Origin of the sequence: Lysinibacillus sp. OL1 (assembly GCF_004332175.1) — a bacterium.
GTDB classification, from domain to species: domain Bacteria; phylum Bacillota; class Bacilli; order Bacillales_A; family Planococcaceae; genus Lysinibacillus; species Lysinibacillus capsici.
Genome location: NZ_SJDS01000003.1, coordinates 83,701 through 103,536, shown reverse-complemented (window position 1 = coordinate 103,536; position 19,836 = coordinate 83,701). Strand labels below are relative to the sequence as shown.

The following is a 19,836-nucleotide window of genomic DNA, read 5'->3' as shown; positions in this document are numbered from 1 at the left end:
GCTTATAATGCTCCAGAACTAATCACTTCCGCTGATTCCACAAAATCTAAGCGTTTTAATTGCTGGATAAGATCATCAAGATCACAAGTCATGCTTGTTACATCTAATGACAATGTAACATTAGCACGTCCCTGAATAGGGATTGTTTGATGAATCGTTAAGACATTACAATGTGTAATTGTCACAGTTTCTAAAAGCTTGGCAAGTGTTCCTTTTCTATCTTGAAGCTGTAAAAAGACTGTTAAAATGCGTTCCTGCACAATTGAATGAAAAGGAAAAACCGCATCACGATATTTGTAAAACGCACTTCGCGATAAATCCACCTGCTTTACCGCATCCCAAATGGAAGATACTGAACCACTTGATAGTAAGTGTTTCGCCTCCAAAGTTTTTTGCATTGCATCCGTTAAAACATCCTCACGAACTAAATAATATCGCTGATTCGCAACATTCTTCATACGCTTCCCCCTAAAACTCATGTCTTAATCGACAAATTCAAATTCAAACTCTTGTAGGCGTACTGTATCGCCATCTTGTGCTCCACGCTCACGCAGAGCCTCGTCCACACCCATTGCACGCAATTGACGAGCAAAACGACGTATACCATCCTCACGGCTAAAGTCCGTCATTTTAAATAAACGCTCAATTGCATAACCACTAATAATAAATGTACCATCATCATCACGTGTGATTTCGAAATCTTCACCTTTCGCCTCATGCTTGTACATTACGGTTGCGTCTGATTGCTCCTCTAGATCATCATATAGTGGGAATTCAGGCGTTACTTCTAATAGATCGGCAATGGCAAAAAGTAGCTCTTTTAAACCTTGACGTGAAACAGCAGAAATTGGGAAAATTTGAACGTCTTCTCCAACCTTCTGACGGAAAGCTTGTAAATTCTCTTCTGCATCTGGCATATCCATTTTATTGGCTACGATAATTTGTGGACGCTCTGTTAAACGAAGATTATATTGTTTTAGCTCTTCATTAATTGTTAAATAATCTTCATATGGATCGCGGCCTTCCATCCCTGACATATCAATGACATGAACGATAACGCGTGTACGTTCGATATGTCGTAAAAATTGATGACCTAATCCAACGCCTTGATGTGCTCCTTCAATAAGCCCTGGTAAATCAGCCATCGCAAAGCTTCGATGGTCATCCGTTTCAATCATGCCTAAGTTCGGTACAATTGTTGTGAAATGATAAGCACCAATTTTTGGCTTTGCCGCGGAAACAACAGATAAAAGTGTTGATTTACCAACACTTGGGAAACCAACTAACCCTACATCTGCTAAAACTTTTAACTCTAATATAACATTTAATTCTTGTCCTGGCTCACCTTTTTCAGAAAGTTCTGGCGCTGGGTTGGCAGGTGTAGCAAAGCGAGAATTACCTCGTCCACCTCTGCCTGCTTTCGCAATAACTGCTCTTTGCCCATGCTCGACTAAGTCAGCAATAACGGCATTTGTTTCTTCATTCATAACCACTGTGCCTGGTGGTACTTTAACAATTAAATCCTCCGCATTTTTACCATGCATGCCTTTACTCATCCCATGCTCGCCACGAGGTGCTTTAAAATGGCGTTTATAGCGGAAATCCATTAATGTTCGTAAGCCCTCTTCTACTTCAAATACAACGTTACCACCGTGTCCACCATCTCCACCAGCTGGACCACCATTTGGTACATATTTTTCACGGCGAAAGGCTACCATACCGTCTCCGCCATCGCCACCTTTAACATAAATCTTTACGTGATCGACAAACATTTAGTTCACTCCCTATTTGCACTCAAGACATATTGCCAGCGTGTAGTTGTCTGCTCAATTGTTTGAATGTCGAATTGTTTCAAACCTTTTTCGGTGAATGCATCAGCACTCCATAACCCATTTAGCGTGAATGTCACGGCAAATGTATGATCGTCAACACGTACATCAAGCGTTAGGATCTGCTCTGTAAATGGATCTAATGTATCATAAACATGCATAACTGTTTTGTTTAAATAATCTACAACTTCCTGATCAATATCATTGGTCACAGGCTTTTTTATCTCACCGCCTAGCTTCCATGCTAATGATGGGTAACGCCATGCTGCTGTTTGAAGCCATTCAATTGTTTGTGGTAATTGTAGTCGATTGAGGATAGAAAATACTCGTAATTGTTCTGAATAATGTTGAATAAGTTTTTTCGATTCCTCGATTCTACCTAAATCTAAATTCATGCGAATCAGTTGCAGTTGATTCACATAATCATGATTTGCAAAACGTAATACTTCACTAATGGTTAGTGATTGATTGTTCATCCCATTCACTCCAATAAAGTTATCCTTACTAGTATAACAAGTTTTGCTGTATTTTTCCCTTAATTCTTTAATCAATTATACCTTGGTGTCATTGCGTCCAATCGGCTTTTTTGAAATGTAGCCAAAAAAAGGACTGCAATAAATGCAGTCCTCCGCTTTATGTTATCTTATAAAAGATTAAGCTTCTTGTGTTGTTGGATAAACAGATACTTGTTTGCGATCGCGACCTAAACGTTCAAATTTAACAACGCCGTCAACTTTAGCAAATAGTGTATCGTCACCACCACGACCTACGTTTGTACCTGGGTAAATTTTTGTACCGCGTTGACGGTAAAGAATTGAACCACCTGTTACGAATTGGCCATCAGCACGTTTTGCACCAAGTCGTTTAGACTCAGAGTCACGTCCGTTTTTAGTAGAACCTACCCCTTTTTTCGATGCAAAAAGTTGAAGGTCTAATGCTAATAATAATTTCATCGAGTTCCACCTCCTACTTGGTTGTAGTTGATTTGGATGTATTGTCCGTAATTTTGCACCATAGAATACACTTGGGCAGTCATTACTTGAACAATTAACTGTAGTTTTGCATCTACTTCAGGCTCTATGTCTGATGGTAAATCTACCTTGAGATAGCCTCCACCTTCAGCAGCTTGTTCGATTTCTGGCTGAATTTGTAATAATGCATAAATAGCATTCACTGTACCAATGGCTATAGTTGATGCTCCTGCACATACTAAATCCTTACCAGATTCATCATAACCAGCATGTCCTGAAAATTCGAATGCTGACACATGTCTATTTTCATCGTGATGAATCGTAACTTGTATCATTCGCTATACCTCACAATTAAGCGTTGATTGCTTCAACAACTAATTTTGTGTAAGGTTGACGGTGACCTTGTTTACGACGGTAGTTCTTTTTAGCTTTCAATTTGAAAACAACGATTTTTTTCGCACGGCCTTCTTTAACAACTTTAGCTGTTACAGTAGCGCCTTCTACGAATGGAGCGCCAACTTTAACGTTTTCGCCACCTACGAATAAAACTTTATCAAAAGTTACAACCTCATCAGCTTCTACGCCTAATTTTTCAACATAGATTTCTTGACCAGCTTCTACTTTGACTTGTTTACCACCAGTTTCAATAATTGCGTACATTTTACTGCACCTCCTCTTAGACTCAGACTCGCCTGTTTCATAAGGTGATCTTACTAGACACTTAAACCTTTACAGAGCGGTTGTAGTAGCACGGGTGCTACAAACAATAACATTAAAATATTACCACACGATTTTTTTCAAGTCAATCTATTCATAACATATTTTTCAAAAGCAACTCGATATTTTCGATAACGCCATTCTTTCAACACTTGCAACCAGATGAATAAATTTATGATGGCTAAAAAAATAGATTGTGGCAAGAACTTGAAAGTGACAAGTAATAGTATAGTAGCTACGATGAATGATAACCAATAATATAGCTCTATCACGTGAGCTCTTGGATATTTTAAAAATAGGCAGGCTAACAATATCCTTCCACCATCTAACGGTATGATGGGTACAATATTTACAGCCAATAACACGAGTTGTACATTTATAAGCTTAGTAGCGAGTAAATCAGGCATAAAAAAAGCGAGGCCAATCCCAATAATCGTAGCGATTGGCCCTCCTAATGCAATCCATAGGAGTGACGAAGCTTGCACAACCGCTGGATTTTCAAATTGAATTTCTCCCCCGTATGGTGTAATTACGCAGGATTTCACCTTCACTCCACACATTACTGCCGCAATTAAGTGACCAGCCTCATGCCACAGTAAGGAAAACAGAATGATCGCGTAATAGGCTAACTGGCCACTAAAAATCATGACAAATACGAGAGGGATACACAGAAGATGTAATTTAATCCTCATTTGTCTCCGTCGTTTCAAGCCATTGCACAATTTGCTCTAAATCATAATGGGCATCTCCCTTTTCGATGGACACATAAAGTTGACCCGCTTCTTTCATGCCAATTAAATCATTTGCTTGAATAGATGTGTATGGTAGTTGAGCTAAACTATCTAACATACCATAGGAAACGGTTGTACCATCTTCATAGCTGATGGTCATGGTCTTACCTGTGTACTTTGTATGGCCAGTAAAAACGACTAATCCATTTTGACCAGCATAGATAGGTAAGCCAACATCATACTGCAATAGATAGCCTTCTTTAAATACTTGGGCATTCGCAAATGTTAAAAGATCTGCCTGCCCTACATCACTAGAAACCATGATGGTCTCTTTTTCTTTTTCGAACCAGCTTTGTCCGAGCTCACTTAAATACGTTAAATCAGCAGAGGTTGTAACAAGCTTCCGAACAGGTGTATCCACTACACCCTGGTCCTCTAAACGAATTACAAGCATGATCGCCGCCACAAGAAGTATCGTGACAAACCATTTCCATTTTTTAAACAAGCCCTCATCCTTTTTTCCTCACTATATGTGATTGCATGTCCAAACATGCACAAGAAAAAACCTTCTCGTACAATTGCACGAAAAGGTTTTAATTTATTTTGAGAAAAGGGCTTTAAGTTTTGAAAACATCCCTCTTTGCTCATCTTGTATAGCCATTAATGGCACTGATTCACCAAGAATACGACGGGCAATATTTCGATAGCCTAATGACGCTTTATTTGAGGGGTCCATTACAATTGGTTCACCTTTATTAGAAGATGAGATGACGCCTTCACTGTCTATAATAATGCCTAATAAATCAATAGATAAATGAGTTGTAATTTCATTGACATCCAGTGTGTCACCGCTCTTCATCATATGTTGTCGAATACGATTAATGATCAGTTTAGGTGCTGTGATCTCTTCCTGCTCCAGTAAACCAATAATACGATCTGCATCACGAACAGCAGAAATTTCAGGTGTTGTGACAACAATCGCATGATCTGCACCAGCAACAGCGTTACGGTAGCCTTGCTCAATTCCCGCTGGGCAATCGATTAATACATAATCATAATCTCTTTTCAATTCCTCTACTAAGCTCTTCATTTGCTCAGGGGTAACAGCATTTTTATCTGTTGTTTGAGCAGCAGGTAATAAAAATAGTTTCTCATCTACGCGTTTATCCTTAATCAATGCTTGATGAATTTTACAGCGTCCTTCCACCACATCAACTAGGTCATAAATAATACGATTTTCAAGGCCTAAAATCACATCTAAATTACGTAGGCCAATATCCGTATCCACTAAACATATTTTTTTACCTTGTAGAGCCAATGCAGTCCCAAGGTTAGCCGTTGTCGTTGTTTTACCGACACCGCCTTTACCTGAAGTTATGACGATCGCTTCTCCCACACTAGCTTCCTCCCTTAGACACATTTAACAATGGTCGAATATTTTTTAAGGCATGAATTTGATCGTACGTAATGCGTCCATCGTAGCCAATAAATGCACAAGTCATTTCTACTTGATTTATCGCTTTTACATGTTCATCTGACATTACCTGAACTTGATCGGCAATCATGATATGCGTGGCTTCAAATCGAGATGCTGCAATAATTGCTTCTTTATTGCCTTGCATACCAGCATGTGCAATCCCTTTAAGTCTACCTAGGACATATACATTACCTCCAGCCTCAACACGACCGTTTGGATTGACATTTCCTATGATGGTAATATCCCCAGATGAACGCAGAATTTGTCCTGATCTGACCACTCCTATATATGTATCTTGTTGGCTTTCAAACATCTTCTGGTTGCTCTCGTGGACAGTCAGTACTTCACTTTGCACCTTCGATACAATAAGCTGTTCTGTTTCTTCTATAATTTTTATAAGTTCATTTAATTGTTCTTCAGTACAGTATCGATAGCCTAAGTATAATTGTACATCAACTTTACCATCGATACCGCCCTCTAAAACCTTATTCTTTAATTCTTCCACTAGTTCACTATACGCACATTGGTCGTCTAGGCGTAGTACAAAACCGTCCTTCGTTCCCTTCATATTAACTAACTGTTTTTTCATGAATGCCTCACCTCACGTTGTTCTTTGTTAAGAAACCTCACGTGCTCTCTGTAAGACACGCGCATTAATTAGATACTTGAAGGCCCACCCAAGAATCATTAAAAATAAAGCATTCGCAATGATTGTTGGTAGTAGTCGTGAACGTAAGAAATCCGCTAAAGGAATTGCTGTAAAATCGATTAGGAAAAAGAATTGATAGAGAATAAATTCTAAAATCGCTACTAGTACAACTGAAATTGTAGTTGTTACAACTAAGTGCTGATGTATAACTTTCACGATAGACCCTGCCAAAAAACATATAAGTGGATAAAGTACTGAATATAATCCAATAATATCAATGTAAAACACATCATACAAGACACCAAAAAAAAGTCCATACATTACCGCACGTTGACGGCTGTAATAGATGGATATAAAAATAAGGTATAAGATTAAAAAACGCGGTACCAGAAAATAGACTTCCCCTTTAATTTCAATCGGGGAAAGCATAGCAAATTCTGGTTCTAACAGGAATAGTAAAACCGCTACAGAGGGAATGAGAAATCGAACCATCACTCCGCCTCCTCTTCACTCGCCTCTTGCGGATTCGATAAATCCTCATTCGTTGCATTGCCATCTGAACCATCAATACTTGTGGATGTTCGCTTGGCAATCACAACATGCTCTAAAATTGAAAAATCAGCAGATGGTTTGACATACGCCATTTTCGTTAAACCAAAGTCATCTGTACTAACTTCCGTAATTTCTCCTATCGGCACTCCCTTAGGGAAAATACCACCAAGACCTGAAGAAACTACTTGCTCGCCTTCTTTCACCTTCATGCTAGAATCGATTCGCTTCATAATGAGTTCATTACGTTCTTCATCAAAGCCCTCGATTAAACCGTATGCTTCTTTTTCTCCTAGCACCATCGCGGAAACACGATAGTTTGGATTATTTGTATTTAAAAGCTCTACCTCAGATGTGAAAGGTGTAACTAGGGTAATTTTCCCCACTAACCCTTTCGCGGTCATAACTGCCATATTTTTTTTGACTCCATGAGAAGACCCTTTATCTAAAATAATTTTCTCTTCCCACTGGTCAGGATTTCTAGCAATCACTGTTGCTTGAATTGGATTAAATGCCTTTAAGCTCTCAGTTTTATCCAAAAGCTCTCGAAGCTTGTTATTCTCTGATTTTAAATCCGTAGCCTCAGCTTGTACAACTGCAAAATCTTCTAAGCGTGCTTTCAAACGTTTATTTTCTTCGTACGTGTTTAAGAGGGAGTCAATACTATTAAAAACACCATTAATATAATTCGCCGGCTTCGCAACAAGCGATTGTGCGAAACCGACAGTATCTTTAATAATTTGCTCTGGTAAAGTTGCATTCGTCCGATCACGTAATGAGAAGCTAATCAATGCCACAAGAAAAACCATGCCTATGAGCAGCAAAATTACTTTCTTATTGAAAAAAAAGTGTGGCATTGCCTAAACCTCCTTACCCTTTAACTTGTTGTTGACGAATTAAGTCGATATGATCTAATGCCTTACCTGTACCAATCGCTACACAGTCTAAAGGATCTTCTGCAATGAATACTGGCATATTTGTCTCTTGGCTGATTACTTTGTCTAAGTTTGTTAGCAGTGCCCCACCACCAGTTAATACAATACCGCGCTCCATTACATCAGCAGATAATTCTGGAGGTGTTTGTTCTAATGTTTTACGAACACCGTCAATAATAGAGGCAACCGCTTCACGTAAGGATTCAGAAATTTCCTGTGAAGAAATTTCGATTGTTTTCGGTAATCCTGTTAACAGGTCACGACCTCTAATATCCATTCGTGCTTCTGGTCCTTCTGCCAATGCAGTACCAATTTCCATTTTCACGGCTTCCGCTGTACGTTCACCAATTGTTAAATTATACGTTTTACGGATATACGAAATGATGGATTGATCCATTGCATCACCACCAACACGTACAGATTCACTCGTTACAATACCACCTAAAGAAATAACGGCAACTTCTGTTGTACCTCCACCGATATCAACAACCATTGACCCTGTAGGATCCCATACAGGAAGATTTGAACCGATTGCTGCTGCAAATGGCTCTTCGATTGTGAACGCCTCTTTTGCACCTGCTTGGCGTGCAGCATCAATAACAGCACGCTGCTCCACTGAAGTAATACCATAAGGTACACAAATCATAACATTTGGTTTTTTCCAGTTGCCTCCAGAGTTTTTACATGCTTCTTTTAAATAATACTCAATCATTGCTGTTGTAATATCGAAGTCAGCAATAACGCCATCTTTCATTGGACGAATTGCTACGATTGAGCCAGGTGTTCGACCAATCATATTTTTCGCATCATTACCAACGGCAACAATATCCCCTGTTTTTGTATTTTTTGCTACAACTGAAGGTTCACGTAATACGATTCCCTTTCCTTTAATAAACACTAATGTATTCGCTGTGCCGAGGTCAATCCCGACATCTTTGCTTCCTAGTCCAAACAAATTGTGTACTCCCTTTCTATATAAGCCATACTTTCGTTGACATCCAATATATTTGACGACAATGTATAGGAAATTGAATTGTGTACATACACAATTGACTCCTTTCAACGTCCATAACATCTGTCAAATTTTTTTATCTCCATCAGTTGGTAGTTTACACCTATGAAAAAACTACACACTCATTCACCTCACCACCAATTTTGATGGGAGTCCTCCCTGAATAAAGATAAAATTCATACCGTTCATTATAACGGAAAAACGCAAGAATTTGTAGTATCACATACTTCATCTCACAGAAAAGATACTATTTTAATTCCCTCTTAAACTAAAAATAGTACGTATAGATTAGCATATAATTTTTATTCCCATAAGACAATGTGTATCAGGCTACCAATTTTTGTGAAGATAATTGCTTTTCTATGAATACATTAACGTTATGTAAGAAAAAAGGTTCGCCAATATACCACAAAAAAATACAAAAAATTTTTAGGATTGGCTATAATTAAGGCCATTTATAGTAATAGCATCTTCTAAACAACAAATGGATTCATCATAAAAAACTCTGCATATTGTATGCAGAGTTAAAAATATCCTTTTTCCTTTAAACTAATATATTGATGATCGCCGATGATGACGTGATCTATTAACTCTATTCCAATAATATAGCCTGCTTCAACAATTCGCTTTGTTACTTCAATGTCCTCCGTGCTCGGTGTTGGCACACCACTTGGATGGTTGTGGGCACATATAATAGAAGCGGCAGACCTTTTGACAGCTTCTCGAAATATTTCTCTAGGATGAACAATGGAAGCATTTAAACTGCCAATGAAAATCGTCTGCTTATGAATAATTTGATTTTTTATATTTAAAAAAAGGACTACAAAGTGCTCCTGATTAAGCGACGTCATATCAGGCATTAAGTAAGTTGCTGCATCTTGCGGAGAACGTATTGTGAATTTCTCATCATTATGTTTTTGAGCCAGTCTTCTACCAAGTTCAACGGCAGCCATTAATTGAATAGCTTTCACCTCGCCAATTCCTTTAATCGCCATCATTTCTTCGATGGTTGCATGCTTCAAATGATGGAGTCGTTCAAAAACATTTAACACCCTATTTGCAAGAACAAGCACAGATTCTTCCTTTGTGCCTGTCCTCAATAAAATAGCGAGTAGCTCTTGATTCGATAAACTCTCAGCTCCTTGTCGTAATAGCCGTTCACGGGGGCGATCCTCTATATTGACATCACGTATCATCAAAGTTGGTAAAGCGTCTTCTAGCAAAAATGTTCACTCCTTCGCAAATTGGACTATCTGTAGATCCACCAATTGCGAAAACAAAGCTGCAAGTGGTAGACCTACAACGTTGTTATAATCTCCTTCAATTCGTTTAACTAATAGTGTACCAATCGTTTGAATGCCATAACCACCCGCTTTATCAAAAGGATCTCCTGAATCTACATATGCTTCGATTAATTCCTGTGATAGACGGTGGAAAACAACTGTAGTCTCTTCCACAAAGGTCGTTTCCTTTCCATTCGGTTCGATTATAGCGACCGCAGTCATCACACTATGTTTGTTATCTGACAAACGTAATAAGTGAGAAATAGCTTCCTCACGCGTTTTAGGTTTATGTAGTAGCTCTTGATTGTAAACAACGATTGTATCTGCACCAATAATCGTGGCATTAGCTGCTTTTTTGGCTACATCACGCGTCTTCAATAAAGCTACCCCTTTTACATAATCCTGCATTGTATGAGCTTGTACACTTGTTTCTTCCACTTCACTTGTCAAGACTTCAAACGGGAGTGCTAGCATGTTAAGCAATTCCTTGCGCCTAGGGGAAGCAGAAGCAAGGACAAGCTTATGATTTGTTTTTAACATTATCTGATCATTCCTCCTTATCCTTATGATACAGAAGAATGCACAATTTGAAAATTTTCAAAAAAACAAGATAATGAAGATTTCATTATTATTTATTGTTAAAACTTCACTTGAAGACACGTATTTTTAGATTGGTAATGTGCAAAAACATGCAGACGAATGATGTTGATATCGTTGGAAATAGTAGAGGCCGCTGCGCCAATGGACTGCCAATCCTCAGGTAGCGTTGAGTCCTTGCCATTTTCCTTAAAATTTAATTTTGCGGCATTTTTATCTGCTAAAGCAGTTGGTATTTCTGCCAAGGTAGGTTCTTTACAGCTTTCACCACTGACGCTAAATGCCTTTTTAAAGGTTGCGGGGTCCTGTAAAAATTTTAGCTGACTTTCCTCCGTCACCATGCTTGTCCACACATAAAACTTGTCATCAACTTGAACGATCGCGCTCTCTTTTAAGGCAGGATACTCAGCAACAAATGAACTTGCGCTCTCATAGTTTGAATACACGCCGGCTTGGCTTGCATAAAACATCGATGCATTAGATGTATTGGTTGTCTCTCCGGCAGTTGGAATCGTTTCTGTTTGTGATTGATTATTTGCCACTTCACTACCATTTTTATTTAAAGGTAATTGTGTGCTGGCTTGTAAAACGCCCAGAAAAATTGCTACACCTAATAGTCCAACAAATCCACCAATAATCATTGCTCGAAATATTTGTTTTTTCATCACATGACTTACAATTTTCATTCAACTATCACCTCATCCTTCCACCTATCTATGCCAACATCATATGATATTATATGTACATTCCATAGGGTAAATGCGAATTTATTATTTTTTGATACGGGACTCATTACAATCTAAATTTGCAGCTATAAAAAAACTAGGACTCACTTTCAAGAGCCCTAGTTTTTTCATTGTTTTAATCTATGACGAACCTCTGTTAATAAGTATAACGAGCCTGCTACAATGGTTCTCTGCTGTCTATGTGATTGTGCCTGTATAAAGGATGTATAGTCTACCAAGGTTGTTTTCGATGTTGCATGAGAAAGTTTGACCATTTGATGGGCTGGCATTGCTCGTGAATTAGCAAAATCAACGAAGTAAAAGTCATCACTCACCTGCTCTAGAAGTCTGAGAATCTGCTGAATATCTTTATCTGCTAGTATGCCAACGACAAATGTTATCGGCTCATTTGGATATTCACATTGAATCGTTTCTACTAATTTTTCAGCACTTGCAGGATTATGCGCACCATCCAATATAACGAAAGGCATTATTTCTTCAAAGCGTCCCAAAATAGAGGCCTTTTGCACAGCTTGACGAATAGCTGTTTGATCAATAGACACGCCTAATACTGACGTGACTTCAAAAAATGCTGTAATGGCGAGAGCCATATTGTTCCCCTGATGTGTCCCCTTCATAGAACGATTCAGGTTCGTTATCTGGAACTGCTGCACGTCGTTCATATAGCTTTCTCCATCAGTTGTTTGCTTAATGGCAAAATGCTGACCTAATGCAAATAGAGTGGCTTTTTTTCGAACGGCTACTGCATCCACAACTCGCTTCGCCTCACCAGGCAAATCACCAATAATAACTGGACGTTGTTGTTTAATAATACCTGCTTTATGGTGTGCAATGCTTTCAAGCGTATCCCCTAAAAACTTTGTGTGCTCTAAAGCAATACTTGGGATAATAGAGACAATAGGTGTTACCACATTTGTGCTATCCAATAAACCACCCATGCCCGCTTCAATCAGCGCAATATCCACCTGCCCATTGACAAAATGTAAAAATGCCGCCACCGTCAGCAATTCAAAATCGGTTAGTTTGCCACTCAGCCCAGCCTCATGTATCTGTTGGAAAACCTGATCCATTTCAGCCTCTGTTATAGGTTGACCAGCTATTTGAATTTGGTCATGAACATCAACGATACATGGTGACATAAATTTGCCTACGCGTAAGCCATGTTCTTGTGCAATTGCCTCTAGAAATGTTAACGTAGAGCCTTTGCCATTTGTACCCGCTAAGTGGACAACACGCAAAGTTTGCTCAGGATTACCTAAATATGATAAAGCCTCTTCAATCGCTGTAAGACCTGGTTTAATGATATCATCACTTTTAACCTGCCATTTCTCTTTATAATGATCAAAGTTTGGGATCATCGTCCTTCCTCCTGTAGCCACTGTCGAGCTTGTGCTATAAAGTATAATGAGCCTGTAATGACAACAATATCCTCTTTTTGGCGTTCTCGCACTACGGTTTGGAGGCTATTTAGCCATTCTGTATGAACCGTTTTATTTGCATGAGTCGACAACATCGCTAAGCTTTCAGCTGGCATTGCATTCGGCAGGTCTATTTGTGTAAAAATGATCGAGGTGGCAACAGCATCCATTAGTTCTATACTGTTGGCATGATCTTTATCTGCTAATGCCGCATAAATAAAGTGATAATTGTTTCTTGGATAGACATTTTTTAGTGTTTGGATCAGAGCAGCTGTCCCCTCTGAATTATGAGCACCATCTAGCACAATTTGATTTGGCCATTGCTCAAAGCGGCCTGCCCATTGCGCACATTGTAGTCCTTGACAAATAGACTCATTAGTAATGACAATTGCCTCCTGCTGACGTAATGTTAACATGGCTGTGATTGCCAAACTTGCATTATTTATTTGATGTTGACCAGCCATTTTTAATGGTACATCCTTCATCAAGACAGGGTCCTTTTCATATGTAAAATGCTGATAGTCAGTACTTTGCCAACTATTTGTCACCATGAAGTCTTGACCTAAAACATAGCACGTCGCATGTCGTTCCTCTGCCGTGGCTTTAATGACAGCCAATGCCTCCTCATTATGAACACCTACAACAACTGGTATGCCTTCCTTGATGATACCAGCTTTTTCAGCGGCAACCTTTGCGAAAGTGTCGCCTAAAAAGGCTGTATGCTCTAACGAGATCGTTGTAATAATAGCTAAAAGTGGCGTTACGACATTAGTCGCATCCAAACGCCCTCCAAGCCCTGTCTCAATAAGAGCTATATCTACACCTTCCTGTGCAAAATACTGAAACATAATGAGTGTAACTACCTCAAAAAAGCTTGGAAATTCGCCATTGTAGTGTTCTTCTATAATTTTCGCAAGTTTATTGAAATAGTAGAGAAATTGCTCATCCGAAATTTGGTGGCCGTTAATGGTCATACGTTCATTAACTCGCTCTAAATGTGGAGACGTAAATGCCCCTACAGTGTAGCCTGCATGTTGAAGCATTTCTCTTAATGCGTTCACCGTAGAACCTTTACCATTTGAACCTGCTACATGGATTACTCTTAGCTTGTTGTGAGGTTCATGTAAATGCCCTAGTACTTCTCGCATAAGGACAAGTGGCGCACGTTTATGATCAACTGCTTTTAATGTAAAAATAAATTTTGTACATTCGTTCATTGTGTTAAACAAAAGAAACACTCCTTCTTACTGCAATAACTTTATTTTAGTACAAGTAACGTTTAATAACATAGCAAAATGACAAAATACAAAAAACACGCAGCTAGCAACTGCGTGTTCGTACTAATATTATTTTAATGTACCTTGTGAGCCCCTAATAAAGCACCCATATTATTTAAAATAGTTTTGGCATCACTATTTAATAATGGATGGACATCTGGGCGTTGCACTAATTCAAAAGCGTTTTTTAACGTCCTTTTTAGCATCGATATATCAAAATCTGAGCAATACTCATTAATTTTTTGGATCGTTAATAAATCTGTTCGCGATAATTTAGGGCTATCCTGTTGGGGGTTACTATTTGCTAATATGTGCTTAATAAGGACACGGCCACTTGTATTCAATAAGCGATAATACTTTGCTTCTGATAATTTTAAGAGATTCGTTTCGATTAATACTCTCGCGCTTACAAAGTCTAATTCATCACATGCTTTGTTGACTTTTGTAATAATAGTTGCTATATTCCCTGACATTTTCAACACCTCCATTAGCTCTTATTTTCTTTCTAAAAAAGACTCTCTATCCAAAAAACATCCATTCCCAATCTTAGATTTGGTTTTTCACGGCTCAATAACATGAAATTAGGTTTTGTTTCCTATTATTTCAGTGAGCAACATCATCTATTAGACCAATTTATTTAAAATAATACTATATATTTTTTCCTAATTCAATGTATATCTTTAGCTCTACATAAAAAAAGCAATGGATGACTTTTTCGTCATCCATCGCTTCGTCTTTACATATTTTTTAATTCTTCTAAACGTTTTAACACAACTGCATGCTTGCTTTCGTAATCTGCTAATTTCTCACGTTCTGCGTTGACTAACGCTTCCGGTGCTTTCGATACAAACTTCTCATTCGATAATTTACCTGTAACAAGCTTTACTTCTTTTGCCCATTTCTCTAATTCTTTTTCAAGACGGGCAATTTCTTCCTCAAGATTGATTAGTCCAACAAGAGGCAGGAATACCTGTGCTCCTGTCACAACAGCGGTCATTGATTGTCCTGGAGCCTCTAAACCTTCACCAATTGTTAAAGTGTCAGGATTACAGAATTTTTCTAGATATGCTTGATTATCTTTAAGTACAGCTGCTGTTGCTGCATCTTTCGCTGAAATAAACAACGGTACTTTTTTGCTCATCGGTGTATTTACTTCCGCACGAATATTACGTACTGAACGTATAATATCCATTAGGAGCTTCATATTATCTGCTTCATCAGCAAAATGAAGATCTGTGCGTACTGTTGGCCATGCTGCTACTGTAATAGATTCACCTTCGTGTGGTAAGTGCTGCCAGATTTCTTCTGTAACGAAAGGCATAAATGGATGTAAAAGACGCATTGTTTGATCTAGTACGTAAGCTAAAATAGATCGAGTTGTCTTTTTAGCTGCTTCATCCTCCCCGTAAAGTGGTAATTTTGCCATTTCAATATACCAAGAACAGAAATCATCCCAAATGAAATTGTATAATTCACGGCCAACTTCGCCGAATTCATAGCGCTCTGCAAGAGAGGTTACGCGTTCAATCGTTTCATTTAAGCGCGTTAAAATCCATTTGTCAGCTACTGATTTTTCACCAGTTAAATCGATCTCATCATATGTCATACCATCCATATTCATAAGCGCAAAACGTGATGCATTCCAAATCTTATTGGCAAAGTTCCATACTGCTTCAACTTTTTCAGTTGTATAGCGTAAATCTTGACCAGGTGATGAACCAGTAGCTAAGAAGTAGCGTAATGAATCTGCACCGTATTGTTCAATGACATCCATTGGATCAACACCATTGCCAAGTGATTTACTCATTTTACGCCCTTCACCATCACGTACTAAACCATGAATTAGCACATCTTTAAATGGACGTTGATCTGTAAACTCAAGACCTTGGAAAATCATTCGAGAAACCCAGAAGAAAATAATATCATAGCCTGTTACTAATGTATTTGTTGGATAATAACGTTTATATTCTTCATTTGCTTCATCTGGCCAACCCATAGTAGAAAACGGCCATAGTGCTGAAGAGAACCATGTATCTAGTACATCTTCATCTTGCGTCCAGTTTTCTGCATCTGCTGGGGCTTCTTTACCTACGTATATTTCGCCTGTTTCATTATGGTACCAGGCTGGGATTTGATGGCCCCACCATAATTGACGAGAAATACACCAATCGCGTATATTCTCCATCCAGCGGGAATATGTGTTTTCAAAACGAGCAGGAACAAAGTTTACTTTCCCTTCTTCGTCCTTTTGCAGCTCTAGGGAAGCATCAGCAAGTGGTTGCATTTTAACGAACCATTGTGCTGAAAGATATGGCTCAACAACAGCACCAGAACGTTCAGAGTGTCCTACTGAATGCATATGCTCTTCAATGCGAATTAACACACCTGCTTCTTGTAAATCAGCAACAATTTGCTTGCGGCATTCGAAGCGATCCATTCCTTTATATTTGCCAGCAAGATCATTCATTGTGCCGTCTTCATTCATTACTAGAATGCGCTCTAGATTATGACGATTACCAACTTCAAAGTCGTTCGGATCATGGGCTGGTGTCATTTTTACAACCCCAGTACCAAATTCCATATCAACGTACTCATCAGCAACAATTGGAATTTCACGACCTACAATCGGTAAAATAACGTTTTTACCAATTAAGTGCTGATAACGCTCATCGTTCGGGTGAACAGCTACCCCAGAGTCACCAAGCATTGTTTCGGGACGTGTTGTAGCAACTTCTACATAGCCAGAGCCATCAGCTAATGGATATTTCATATGATAGAAGGCACCTTGCACATCCTGATAAATTACCTCGATATCAGATAATGCTGTTTTTGCTGCTGGGTCCCAGTTGATAATACGTTCACCACGATAAATTAAACCTTTTTCATATAACTGAACAAAAACTGTTTTTACCGCATCTGAAAGACCTTTATCTAATGTGAAACGTTCACGTGTATAATCTAATCCAAGACCAAGCTTTGCCCATTGATCACGAATATGTCCAGCATACTCTTCTTTCCATTCCCATGTTTTTTCGAGGAATTTTTCACGTCCTAAATCATAACGTGTAATATTATCCTCACGCAGCTTGGCTTCTACTTTTGCCTGTGTTGCTATACCAGCATGGTCCATACCTGGTAACCATAGGGCATCATAGCCTTGCATGCGTTTCATACGAATGAGGATATCTTGTAGTGTTGTATCCCAAGCATGACCAAGGTGTAATTTACCTGTTACGTTTGGTGGTGGAATAACGATTGAATAGGGCTTTTTCCCACTTTCAGGCTGTGCCTCGAAAAACTTCCCTTGTAACCACCATTCATAGCGACCAGCTTCAATGGACTGTGGGTCATATTTAGTTGGCATTGAAATGTTTTCTGTCATATTGACTCCTCCTATTGTTTGAAAATTGTTGGTAAAGAAAACTATTTTTTTTTTTACCCAATAAAAAAACTCCTCTTGTCTAAAAGGACGAAGGAGTTTTAGTTCGCGGTACCACCTTTAATTCCAGCAGGGTTAAGATAAATGTTAAAAAACATATTTTCTCAGCCTATTCTACTGGCTCTCAATTCGGTAACGGTGTTTAACCGGCTTTAACTACTTTTAGTTCACTAAAGCTGCTCAAGGGCTACCTTCAATTTCGTACAAATAGAAACTTCTCAGCTACCGTTTCCTCTCTGAAAATGTAGTCAAAATTTACTCTTCCCTATCATAGCATCTGTATTTGATTTTCCTTATTGTACCGCAGGATCGAGTCATTTTTCAAGTGATTTAGTCATCTTTTAGTAAGAGGAAAGTAAATAGAAAAGGAAGTGACAATTCAAATGCGACGACGCAAGTATAACCCTTGGCTTTTACCACCTTGGCTACGACAAGTTCGTTTTTATTGCAGAACCATCATCGTGCCGATTTGTGCTTTTCAGTTTATCCGTGTCATTATTGTGCCAACATCAGGTGATTTAGTCTTCTTATTACTCCTGCTACTTCTCTGCTATTTACTTTTGAAAGATATCATTTGAAACACGAACTTTAAGCGGTGTATATTCTTCTGTTAGATCCCAAATCATAGAAGGCACTTCATGCCAAGTACTGGATTCGCGTACAACAATATGGCTTGAGGATTCTCTTAATACAGCTTTTTGCTCAACTGTTGTAGAATTCTCTTGGCGTGAAGCTGCTGCTACTGCGGCAGGTTGTTTCACTTGAACACTTTCTTCAATTGCAGCTAATGTCTCCTCTTGTTCGAAAGCATGTGTTGATAGGTGCGGATTGTCTAACACATCTTTTTCAACAACAGGTTCATATTCATTGAAAGCACTTGTGACTGTCCACTCAAGCTGACACATCTGATTTGTCAGACTAGGGCGAATATCCTTGACCATTAAATCTTTGACATCGGATTCCTTTGGTAAATCCACATGTAAAGGAACGGCATACTCAAAATAACCAGTATCTCCTTGAATATCAAGGGCATCAATTGTAATTAAGTCTTCATTTTCTGCAAATGCTTGCATATCTTGAAAATCAAAGCGAACGTGTGCGGTGATATGATAGATGCCCATAAGTCGCAAAGAATCCTCTAACTGCATTGCCTGCCACTGTGGCTTAATTTGAACAGCTGCTATTTCAGTTGGGCAGCCATATCCAGGAAAACAAAATGTTTCGCGCATATTCCAAGTTTTGTGTTCGATAATAATCCCTCCCTTTGCATCATATGACGATTCGAAGGATAGTATGCTAGGGTGTTGCCATTTGAACATAGTTAAAAATAGATACTACTAAAAAAATGGCATGCTAGAAGTATTAGTCTAGCATGCCATTCCCATGGTTGTTCGTATCATTAAACATTTACTAATTTAATTTTATTAGCTACACGATCTGTTAGCATTTGTGTTGCCTTTGGAACGATCGGTTTAAAAATCGGATTTAGAACAGGGCCAGCTAACCCGCCCGCAATGACTTCTAAGAATCCTGTCATTTTAGTATTTTCAGCGTCAATACTTTCTGCGAGGAAATAGCCATTTCCTGTGAAGTTATCAGAAAGACCCTTTAATTCAAATGTAACTTTTGATGGTGCTAACCATTCTAAGATTGTAATTTCTACTTCAACTGTTTTTTTCAGAACGCCAACATTGCCTTTAAAAGTCCAAGTGGAGTGTTTCTCATCAATCATTTCATGTGCATTATAACCAGGGACAAGCTTTGCCCATTTTTCCATATCACTAACGAAATCCCATACATGTTCAATCCCTACGGGTACCTCGACCGTGTGTGTGCCTGTTGCCATATCAATTCACTACTTTCTTTTATGAATAGCTATATTATAAACGATATCGCCCACAATTTGGCTATGCTGAAAGATGTAATTTTGACAAAAGCAGGTCCTTCATCCAGTATAGTTGAGCTTACTTACTAGTAAATATATGCTATTATTCCTTTTTGCTCATGTATTCCTCAAGCACTATAATGCCTACTGCTTAATCCATTAAAAAAGGTAATGTCAATGGGATATAAAGCAATTTACAAGGCGAGGGTTGATTTCCTTTCCGCCAGCGTCCTATCCAGGGGGGCGTTCGTGAGTGACAACACCTCTCCATAAAATGAGTAGTGAACACTTTCACTTTATTTGAAAACCTTTGCTATAAAG

General features: G+C 38.6%; 23 protein-coding genes and 2 other annotated features. Of the genes, 1 reads left to right on the top strand and 22 read right to left on the bottom strand.

From position 1 onward, the window contains the following. Nucleotides 1–2: 2 nt before the first annotated feature. The 20 genes from EW028_RS07685 to EW028_RS07590 all read right to left on the bottom strand — a co-directional run bounded on the left by EW028_RS07685 (nucleotide 3) and on the right by EW028_RS07590 (nucleotide 17,573). Nucleotides 3–458, bottom strand: a complete 456-nt coding sequence (locus EW028_RS07685; RefSeq protein ID WP_004226679.1) for an ACT domain-containing protein — start codon at nucleotides 456–458, stop codon at nucleotides 3–5. 24 nt (nucleotides 459–482) lie between these two features. Next, entirely contained in the window at nucleotides 483–1,772 is a 1,290-nt protein-coding gene (gene obgE / locus EW028_RS07680) for a GTPase ObgE (RefSeq protein ID WP_054550027.1), read from the bottom strand. Between the two features lie 5 nt (nucleotides 1,773–1,777). After that, nucleotides 1,778–2,305 carry a Spo0B domain-containing protein gene (locus EW028_RS07675; RefSeq protein ID WP_131520486.1) on the bottom strand — a complete coding sequence of 176 codons (528 nt, stop codon included), beginning with the start codon at nucleotides 2,303–2,305 and terminating at the stop codon, nucleotides 1,778–1,780. Nucleotides 2,306–2,482: 177 nt separating this feature from the next. Beyond that, nucleotides 2,483–2,782 carry a 50S ribosomal protein L27 gene (gene rpmA / locus EW028_RS07670; protein WP_016991892.1) on the bottom strand — a complete coding sequence of 100 codons (300 nt, stop codon included), beginning with the start codon at nucleotides 2,780–2,782 and terminating at the stop codon, nucleotides 2,483–2,485. Further along, a complete protein-coding gene (locus EW028_RS07665) occupies nucleotides 2,779–3,135 on the bottom strand; it encodes a ribosomal-processing cysteine protease Prp (protein ID WP_016991891.1) in 357 nt (118 codons plus the stop codon). The genes rpmA and EW028_RS07665 overlap by 4 nt, the downstream gene beginning before the upstream one ends. A gap of 16 nt (nucleotides 3,136–3,151) precedes the next feature. Beyond that, nucleotides 3,152–3,460: a 50S ribosomal protein L21 gene (gene rplU / locus EW028_RS07660; RefSeq protein WP_004226667.1), complete on the bottom strand. Its 309-nt coding sequence runs from the start codon at nucleotides 3,458–3,460 to the stop codon at nucleotides 3,152–3,154. A gap of 14 nt (nucleotides 3,461–3,474) precedes the next feature. Then, nucleotides 3,475–3,552 (bottom strand) — a sequence feature (ribosomal protein L21 leader region). Nucleotides 3,553–3,597: 45 nt separating this feature from the next. Further along, entirely contained in the window at nucleotides 3,598–4,209 is a 612-nt protein-coding gene (locus EW028_RS07655; protein ID WP_131520485.1) for a zinc metalloprotease, read from the bottom strand. After that, on the bottom strand, nucleotides 4,199–4,753 hold the full coding sequence (locus EW028_RS07650; RefSeq protein WP_016991889.1) for a peptidoglycan DD-metalloendopeptidase family protein: 555 nt from the start codon (nucleotides 4,751–4,753) through the stop codon (nucleotides 4,199–4,201). The genes EW028_RS07655 and EW028_RS07650 overlap by 11 nt, the downstream gene beginning before the upstream one ends. Before the next feature lie 93 nt (nucleotides 4,754–4,846). Then, nucleotides 4,847–5,644, bottom strand: coding sequence for a septum site-determining protein MinD (gene minD / locus EW028_RS07645; protein ID WP_131520484.1), 798 nt, complete (start codon nucleotides 5,642–5,644; stop codon nucleotides 4,847–4,849). A 1-nt stretch (nucleotide 5,645) separates the two neighbouring features. Continuing rightward, the gene (gene minC / locus EW028_RS07640) at nucleotides 5,646–6,314 is read right to left on the bottom strand and encodes a septum site-determining protein MinC (RefSeq protein WP_131520483.1); all 669 of its coding nucleotides are present in this window, start codon (nucleotides 6,312–6,314) and stop codon (nucleotides 5,646–5,648) included. A 27-nt stretch (nucleotides 6,315–6,341) separates the two neighbouring features. Then, nucleotides 6,342–6,866 (bottom strand): rod shape-determining protein MreD, encoded by a 525-nt coding sequence (gene mreD, locus EW028_RS07635; RefSeq protein ID WP_004226656.1) that lies wholly within the window; start codon nucleotides 6,864–6,866, stop codon nucleotides 6,342–6,344. Further along, nucleotides 6,866–7,780, bottom strand: a complete 915-nt coding sequence (mreC, locus tag EW028_RS07630; RefSeq protein ID WP_048395155.1) for a rod shape-determining protein MreC — start codon at nucleotides 7,778–7,780, stop codon at nucleotides 6,866–6,868. The genes mreD and mreC overlap by 1 nt, the downstream gene beginning before the upstream one ends. A gap of 13 nt (nucleotides 7,781–7,793) precedes the next feature. Next, nucleotides 7,794–8,813 (bottom strand): rod shape-determining protein, encoded by a 1,020-nt coding sequence (locus EW028_RS07625; RefSeq protein ID WP_004226654.1) that lies wholly within the window; start codon nucleotides 8,811–8,813, stop codon nucleotides 7,794–7,796. 581 nt (nucleotides 8,814–9,394) lie between these two features. Then, nucleotides 9,395–10,066, bottom strand: a complete 672-nt coding sequence (radC, locus tag EW028_RS07620) for a RadC family protein (RefSeq protein ID WP_175400705.1) — start codon at nucleotides 10,064–10,066, stop codon at nucleotides 9,395–9,397. Between the two features lie 33 nt (nucleotides 10,067–10,099). Next, nucleotides 10,100–10,693, bottom strand: a complete 594-nt coding sequence (locus EW028_RS07615) for a Maf family protein (RefSeq protein ID WP_131520482.1) — start codon at nucleotides 10,691–10,693, stop codon at nucleotides 10,100–10,102. 98 nt (nucleotides 10,694–10,791) lie between these two features. Then, nucleotides 10,792–11,436: a hypothetical protein gene (locus EW028_RS07610; protein WP_131520481.1), complete on the bottom strand. Its 645-nt coding sequence runs from the start codon at nucleotides 11,434–11,436 to the stop codon at nucleotides 10,792–10,794. 167 nt (nucleotides 11,437–11,603) lie between these two features. Continuing rightward, entirely contained in the window at nucleotides 11,604–12,854 is a 1,251-nt protein-coding gene (locus EW028_RS07605) for a bifunctional folylpolyglutamate synthase/dihydrofolate synthase (RefSeq protein WP_131520480.1), read from the bottom strand. Continuing rightward, on the bottom strand, nucleotides 12,851–14,131 hold the full coding sequence (locus EW028_RS07600) for a bifunctional folylpolyglutamate synthase/dihydrofolate synthase (protein WP_193767348.1): 1,281 nt from the start codon (nucleotides 14,129–14,131) through the stop codon (nucleotides 12,851–12,853). Before EW028_RS07600 ends, EW028_RS07605 begins: the two co-directional genes overlap by 4 nt. Nucleotides 14,132–14,265: 134 nt before the next feature. Beyond that, on the bottom strand, nucleotides 14,266–14,664 hold the full coding sequence (locus EW028_RS07595; protein ID WP_131520478.1) for a hypothetical protein: 399 nt from the start codon (nucleotides 14,662–14,664) through the stop codon (nucleotides 14,266–14,268). A 263-nt stretch (nucleotides 14,665–14,927) separates the two neighbouring features. After that, entirely contained in the window at nucleotides 14,928–17,573 is a 2,646-nt protein-coding gene (locus EW028_RS07590) for a valine--tRNA ligase (RefSeq protein WP_131520477.1), read from the bottom strand. Nucleotides 17,574–17,653: 80 nt separating this feature from the next. After that, nucleotides 17,654–17,911 (bottom strand) — a binding site (T-box leader). A gap of 90 nt (nucleotides 17,912–18,001) precedes the next feature. Between EW028_RS07590 and EW028_RS07585 the strand changes: the two genes are divergently transcribed. Beyond that, nucleotides 18,002–18,208 (top strand): hypothetical protein, encoded by a 207-nt coding sequence (locus tag EW028_RS07585; protein ID WP_225340386.1) that lies wholly within the window; start codon nucleotides 18,002–18,004, stop codon nucleotides 18,206–18,208. On the opposite strand, the gene EW028_RS07580 is transcribed toward EW028_RS07585, so the two are convergent. After that, nucleotides 18,185–18,859 (bottom strand): valyl-tRNA synthetase, encoded by a 675-nt coding sequence (locus tag EW028_RS07580; RefSeq protein WP_193767341.1) that lies wholly within the window; start codon nucleotides 18,857–18,859, stop codon nucleotides 18,185–18,187. The genes EW028_RS07585 and EW028_RS07580 overlap by 24 nt on opposite strands. Before the next feature lie 170 nt (nucleotides 18,860–19,029). Further along, entirely contained in the window at nucleotides 19,030–19,476 is a 447-nt protein-coding gene (locus EW028_RS07575) for an SRPBCC family protein (RefSeq protein ID WP_131520475.1), read from the bottom strand. Between the last annotated feature and the right edge of the window lie 360 nt (nucleotides 19,477–19,836).